Here is a 6,171-nt window from a genome sequence, read left to right as displayed (position 1 = left end):
ACCATCACCATCGGAGGCGGCTCGCTCGCCGGCACCGGCGGCTCCAGCTACGGAGGGAGCGGCGATTGTATCGGCTACGCCTTGGGGGCCTGCGGAGGCGGCAGTCCGAGCTATTCATCTGGCGACATGATAGGCAGCTGCATCGCCTGCGTCGGCGCCGGCGACGTCATCGTGGACCCCGAATGGGCTCGCATGATCGAGCTAGAGAAAGAGAAGAAATTCTGGCTCGGCGACGACGAAGTCAAGCGGTTGGGCTTGGAGGTGATGCCCAACGGCCGGCCCGTGGATCAGCCAAACTTCTGGTTCGCCGATGAGAAGGTGCAGAACACCTATATGGAGAACTGGACACCAGAGCTGAAGGACAAGCAGCTGGAGTTTATTTGGATCAAGGCAGGCGGTCTGGACAGCTTCGTCGACATGATCAACGCAGCTGAAGCGAATCCGAATGATCCTCGCCTGGCAGGGTTCAAGGTCCCTGTCCTTGGCGCGCCGAACAAGAGCCGCATCATGAGCCAATCGGCCGCGTCAAATAAGAGGAATGTTCAGCTCAAAATAGATGTCAAAGGGTTCAAGACCCCATCGGGGAAGGGCCGCGACAAGTACTTCCATGACTATTGGATGCTGGTGGCGTATGCCCCCGACATCCAGGCAGCAGCTACGAAGTGGAAGGTGGATAGGCATACTCTCACAGCAGTTCTTATCTTTGAGCTGACCGACCTGGAGGTGCGACTCCACAGGGCGGGCGTCGGCGATAGAGTAAACGTCGAAATAAATGGGAAGGACGGCTCCTACGGCCTTGCTCAACTCGAGCCTTGGAAGGCACAGCGAGTCATCAAGAAATATCAGGGTAAAACTATCAACACCGACACGGCCATCGCCACATTGTTGAATCCCACAGAATCGATTCATCTCGCCGCCATGTGGCTCAAATATGTGAAGGAGACCGTCAAGATCCCTCTGGGCAGCCGAGACAATGCGCGGCGAGACATAACCTGGGCCGAGGCCGGAGTTGCATACTGCGGATGTTCCGGCGTGACTCTGGACAAGGAGAATAATAATGAATTCACCTGGCGGGAATTCATTAAATGGCGAAAGGGGTTGAAAGTGAATGGAGCTGCGGACGCTCGCCTTAAGGCTCTGGAGTCGGGCGGCTGGGCAAGCAACGCCGCCAATGCCTACTGGAACTGCGTTAACAATGATACCTGTTCGGCGGTCGCAAAGAGAGGGTGGCCTTTCTAGGGTTGCGCGGGGAGGCGGGATGGACAGTGCGGCAACGGCGCTCGTGCGGAGTGACCGGAGAAGTAGCCCCACGCGAATTATTCATGCACTCATGACGCTATGCTTTTTGGTGAGCATTTCGGGCTGCGAGGTGCCCTGGCTGGCCGGCGTGCGTCTTGAAGCGGATGCTGCTGCGGTTCGTGAAGTGAGTAGCATCGGAGACGTCATTGCGCGCACTAGTCAAGAACTTCAATACGAAAGAACTGTCCAAGTTATACAGCTGCTGATTGTTGACGTAGGAGCATCTTCATTTTCTGAAGCGCTCGACGTTACTCGGGATCGGTTGCAGCGGCACGGTTGGGTAGATAACGCCACGAGTTCCGATGGCTTCTCAATGAAATCTCCGAAATGGAAAAAGATAATAGTCACGGCAACCTCTCTAAACACGCTTGAGCCGTATCATGCCAAATCGCGCCCTGATATCACTAAGGCGATCAAGGAAAGTTTGGTCGGACCGCATGTCTATATCCTTATAGATATAACCCAACTTGAATAGACGGCCGGCGTGGCATCAGGTCGGCAGAGCCCCGAGTCACCGTCGGCATACCGTCTCTGGCGCCGACTGTGGACGGCTGACGTGCAACCTTGTGTCTGGCTGGTCTCCGCAGGTGCCGAGTTGGATTGCCAGTGAAAATTGTGTCATGAGCCTGTGCCGCTCAAATACTGAGTGCGTGTCCTGAGCTGTAGTTATGCGGCGTGGTCGTATCCGCTGATCATGCCGGCAACGACGGGTTTCGGCGGACGATCCGCTGGTTGTTGAGGTCGGTCACGTCATTAGGTGGCTGGGCTGCGATGTCTGGGGGACGTTGCTGCCGGGACCGGTAGGGCCGGTGCCGGTTGTAATGAATCAGGTACTTGCGGAGCACGAGTTCCAGGTGGCGTTCATCAAGGAACAGGATCCGGTCCAGAAGCTCACGGCGCAGTGTGCCGGTGACCGGTGGGGAGCCTCAGTAGGCGTTACGCAACTAGAGCTTACAAGGCCGTCATCATACTTAGGAAAGGAAACCCAAGAGCGTGGACATACGGAAAGAAGGTCTGCCAGCCATGAGGCGCCGACGCTAACCGGGCACGGAAAGCGGCTCATGGCGTCTGGCGCCGGGGCGGCAGCTGGAGGCCGTCCAGCGGCCGCAGGGCGTGGTGAAGCGCGGCCGATCTCGAAGTAGGACTTCTGGCTTTCGTGCCGCCGCTCGAACAGTTCCTTGAGTCCGGCCTCTAGTGTCCTGAGTCAGTAATTCGCCGACAATACGAGGCGAGGGCGTCGAGGATCTCTTCGGCGGTCTTGGCCCAGACGAAAGGCTTGGGGTCGTCATTCCAGGAGGCGATCCAGGTGCGGATGTCCTTCTCCAGTGCCTGCACCGTCTTGTGGACGCCGCGTCGTAGCTGCTTGGTCGTCAGCTCGGCGAACCAGCGTTCCACCAGGTTCAGCCAATGAGCCGGTCGGGGTGAAGTGCAGGTGGGAGCGCGGCCGCGGCCTGCGTTCGCCCGCGCGTCCACCGGGCAGGGCGATCACATCGTGCGGACGACGCAGCGCGGGCTCGGCGTCGTAGAGGGCGCCGAGAGTGGCGGGTGTGCCAGCAACCAGCGTTTGATCGCGGGCGTCTTGTGCGTGGCGTAGTTGTCGCAGATCACATGGACCTCAAGCTCAGCCGGGACCTCCTTGTCCACCTTGATCAGGAACTTCTTGAACTCCACCGCGCGATGCCTGCGATGCAGGGAACCGATCACCTTGCCCGAGATCACGTCCAAAGCCGCGAACAACGTGGTGGTGCCGGCCCGGACATAGTCATGGGTGGACCGCTCGGGCACACCCGGCATCATCGGCAGCACCGGCTGAGCTCGATCCAGCGCCTGGATCTGCGACTTCTCATCCACGCATAAGACCAGCGCCCGCTCCGGCGGATCCGGATACAGACCGACCACGTCATGCACCTTCTCCACAAAGAACGGATCAGTTGACAGCTTGAACGTCTCCGACCGATGCGGCTGCAGGCCAAAGGCCCGCCAGACGCGCGACACCGTCGACTGCGACAGACCCACCTGCTTGGCCATGGACCGCGTCAACCAGTGCGTAGCGTTGGCGGGCTTGGTCTCCAAGGTGCGCGCGACCAACTCCGCCACCTGCTCATCACTCACCGTCCGCGGCCGGCCCGGACGCGGCTCATCCGCCAGACCCATCAGCCGCTCAGCCAGGAAGCGCCGACGCCACTTCGAGACCGTCTCGCGCGATACCCCGACCTCCTCCGCCACCACCTTGGTGGACACGGGCAAGCCGTCCTCGCCGACATCATCACACGCCAGGATCAGCCGGGCCCGTAACACCATGTCCTGGGCGCCCTTGCGCCGCCGTACCCACCGCTCAAGCTCAGCCCGCTCGCCCTCGGTCAGATGCAGCGGCTCGACCTTCGGTCCCGGACGTCCCATAGCCAAGAACCATAGACGAATTACTGACTCAGGACACTAGATGATTGATTCCAAGGAGTTGGGATCAGTGGTCGTAGGCGGTGCGTGATCGGGCGGTGGGCTGGCCGGTCTTGTCGTTGTGCCAGATCACGGTGGTCAGGGGCAGGATGCGGGTGATCACACGGATTGAGCTTCCCCCCGTTCTCCGGACACTTGACCTGAGGTCACCCTTGATCATCAGGATGGATGTCCTCCATGCCCTCGCCACACCCTCCGGAGTTCCGGCGTCGCGCGGGCCGTGGACGCGTTGATGTTCTTGGCCGAGGTGATGACGCCAGTATTCGGATAGATCGTTGTTGGTGACGAGGGCGCGGAGTTTGAGGATGGCTTCGGCTCCGGCAAGACCCCAGCGGGCGCCGGTGATGTCGAGGCGGTCGGCGATGAGGTGGCGGCAGGCGCCCTCGATGACGCCGGTCGCGATGGGCCATCCAGCGGCCAGGGCCTGGTCGTAGCGGAGGAACTCTGCGTGCTCGCTCAGGTAGCGCATGCAGGTGTCGATGCCCTCTCGCCGGTCGGCGGGCAGGTGCGTGGCCTGGCTGTCGAGGTCGGTGATGACCTGGCGTGTGTGTCCGGCCAGCAGGACCAAGGCGTGGGTGGCGACCCAGTCCTCGGCCCCGGGATCGGCCGGGCGGTGCAGGCACCACGCGCCGGCCCAGAGCTTTTCGATCACGTGAATGACATCGATGACGATGGTGATGGTGATGGCCGCACTGCGGCGGGCGGCCTCGGCGCGGATGAGATCGAGCTGGTGGTGGGCACCGTCGACGAGCACGACCCAGACACGAGCGTGGCGGGGATCGCGGGCTTCGGCCTGATCGAACAGGGCGGCGATCACCTCGTCCGGATCGTTGATCACCGAGCCGCACAGCCACTTTCCGTTCGCGTGCGGGCCCGGCCGCGGCCTGCGTTCGCCGGCGCGTCCACCGGGCAGGGCGATCACATCGTGCGGACGACGCGGCGCGGGCTCGGCGTCGTAGAGGGCGCCGAGAGTGGCCATCCGCTTGCGGCACGACTTCTGACCGGCCGCAAGGCGAGTACGGAACGTGCGCTTGGCCCGGGCGGCTGCCGGGCCGCGGGCAGCGACAACGCCACGTCCGCGGGATAGACGTTGCGCAGGCCGGGAGCACGCCAGGCGCACCGCGTCGCGGTCACTGTCCCGAAGAGGTTCCGGTGATGGCATCGGGTCGTCGACATCACCTGGCCGCGCTGTCGAGGATGAAGGGCGAATACATCCGCGACCGCACCCCTCATAAGTCACGAATCGGCCTGCAGCCGCGGCAAGACCATCGGGGGCGCAAGGAGGGTGCCGTAGACAGCCTAGGCGAAGGTGAGCGAGCGGAAGGCGTTGCGGATGTCGGCCATCGGTTGGCGCTCTCTGCCGTAGTAGAGCTTGTTGGTCAGGAGGAGTCCCCAGCGGTTCCGTTCGCGTGAGATCCACATGCCGGTGCCGGTGAAGCCGTAGTGCACGTAGATGTCGTCTTCCGGCGTGGTGCCGGGGGCGGGATGCCAGAACAGGCCGCGCGCCGGCTGACGGTCTCCGGTGTGGATTTGCAGAGACTCGCGGGTCCAGTCCTCGCCGAACCCGCCGGCGTCAGTGGAGGGCTTGAGGAGATGACGCAGGAAGATTGCTAGATCGTTCATGACGGAGAAGGCGCCCGCGATGCCGCAGACTCCGCCGAGCAGGCGTGCCGAGAAGTCATGGGCGACGCCTCGCAGATGCCGGCCGGTTTCCTGATCGTATTCGGTGGGGGCGCATCGTCTCGTGAGGGCGGTCGGGAGAGGGCCGAAGCGGGTGTCGTTCATGCCGAGGGGAAGCCAGACGCGGGTTCGGGCGAGCTGGTCCAACGGGCGGCCGACGAGTTCCTCGGCGAGGAAGCCGAGGATGAGGGCGGCGCGGTCGGTGTATTCGACGGCCTCGCCGGGAGGTCGGTGCAACGGTTCGTGGAGAACGCCTTCGCGGATGGCTTGCGGGTCGGTGCCGTAGAGGTTTTTGAGGTTGGCGCGTAGCGGGACGCCGGCCGTGTGGGTGAGAAGGTGATGGACCGTCACCTGGCCGAGCTGGTGGCCGTCCAGGTCCGGCATGAGGGCTGCGAGGGGGTCGTGCAGGTTCAGGCAGCGCTCCTCCCAGAGGGTGCCGATGGCCGACCACACAGCGATGATTTTGGTGAGGCTGGCGATGTCGAAGACGGTGTCCGGCCGCATCGGGTGGTCCGGGTCTGTGGGATCGAGCAGGCCGCAGCTGCCGCTGAACAGGATGCCATCGGCATCACCGACCGCCCAGACAGCGCCGGGGTAGACCTGGTCGCGGACGCCTTGCAGGAGGAGGTGCTCGATGCGGTCCTGCTCGGGCGCCATGGGAAGCCTTTCTGCCTGGGAGAGCGTGATGGTCAGCGTAGTGACGAGGGAGGGCCGCGGCCGGTGAGCGACGCGGCC

At 63.0% G+C, this 6,171-nt stretch carries 5 protein-coding genes and 1 pseudogene; 2 read left to right on the top strand and 4 right to left on the bottom strand.

Going from position 1 to position 6,171, the window contains the following annotated elements; all coding sequences use genetic code 11:
* A partial coding sequence (locus HCN51_RS19555; protein WP_206067194.1) for a hypothetical protein occupies positions 1-1,239 on the top strand: 1,239 nt, incomplete at its 5' end.
* 19 nt (positions 1,240-1,258) lie between these two features.
* Entirely contained in the window at positions 1,259-1,774 is a 516-nt protein-coding gene (locus tag HCN51_RS19550; protein WP_168010951.1) for a hypothetical protein, read from the top strand.
* A 217-nt stretch (positions 1,775-1,991) separates the two neighbouring features.
* Here the strand turns inward: HCN51_RS19550 and HCN51_RS62990 are convergent, their stop codons facing one another.
* The 4 genes and pseudogenes from HCN51_RS62990 to HCN51_RS19530 all read right to left on the bottom strand — a co-directional run bounded on the left by HCN51_RS62990 (position 1,992) and on the right by HCN51_RS19530 (position 6,093).
* Complete coding sequence (locus HCN51_RS62990) at positions 1,992-2,201, bottom strand: integrase core domain-containing protein (RefSeq protein ID WP_168010972.1); 210 nt, start codon at positions 2,199-2,201, stop codon at positions 1,992-1,994.
* Between the two features lie 289 nt (positions 2,202-2,490).
* Positions 2,491-3,699: pseudogene (locus tag HCN51_RS19540) on the bottom strand (IS630 family transposase).
* A 64-nt stretch (positions 3,700-3,763) separates the two neighbouring features.
* Positions 3,764-4,918 carry an ISKra4 family transposase gene (locus tag HCN51_RS19535; protein WP_168010950.1) on the bottom strand — a complete coding sequence of 385 codons (1,155 nt, stop codon included), beginning with the start codon at positions 4,916-4,918 and terminating at the stop codon, positions 3,764-3,766.
* Positions 4,919-5,055: 137 nt separating this feature from the next.
* Entirely contained in the window at positions 5,056-6,093 is a 1,038-nt protein-coding gene (locus tag HCN51_RS19530; RefSeq protein ID WP_168010949.1) for a serine hydrolase domain-containing protein, read from the bottom strand.
* Between the last annotated feature and the right edge of the window lie 78 nt (positions 6,094-6,171).

It is taken from the genome of Nonomuraea composti, from assembly GCF_012034275.1.
GTDB lineage: Bacteria > Actinomycetota > Actinomycetes > Streptosporangiales > Streptosporangiaceae > Nonomuraea > Nonomuraea composti.
Note: the sequence above shows the minus strand (reverse complement) of the source record. Positions and strands in the feature narration are given on the sequence as shown.

Bases quoted from the DNA above. Each gene is read 5' to 3' on its own strand.
- HCN51_RS19550 (WP_168010951.1), top strand. From the start codon at position 1,259: ATGGACAGTGCGGCAACGGCGCTCGTGCGGAGTGACCGGAGAAGTAGC.
- HCN51_RS19535 (WP_168010950.1), bottom strand. From the start codon at position 4,918: ATGCCATCACCGGAACCTCTTCGGGACAGTGACCGCGACGCGGTGCGC.
- HCN51_RS19530 (WP_168010949.1), bottom strand. From the start codon at position 6,093: ATGGCGCCCGAGCAGGACCGCATCGAGCACCTCCTCCTGCAAGGCGTC.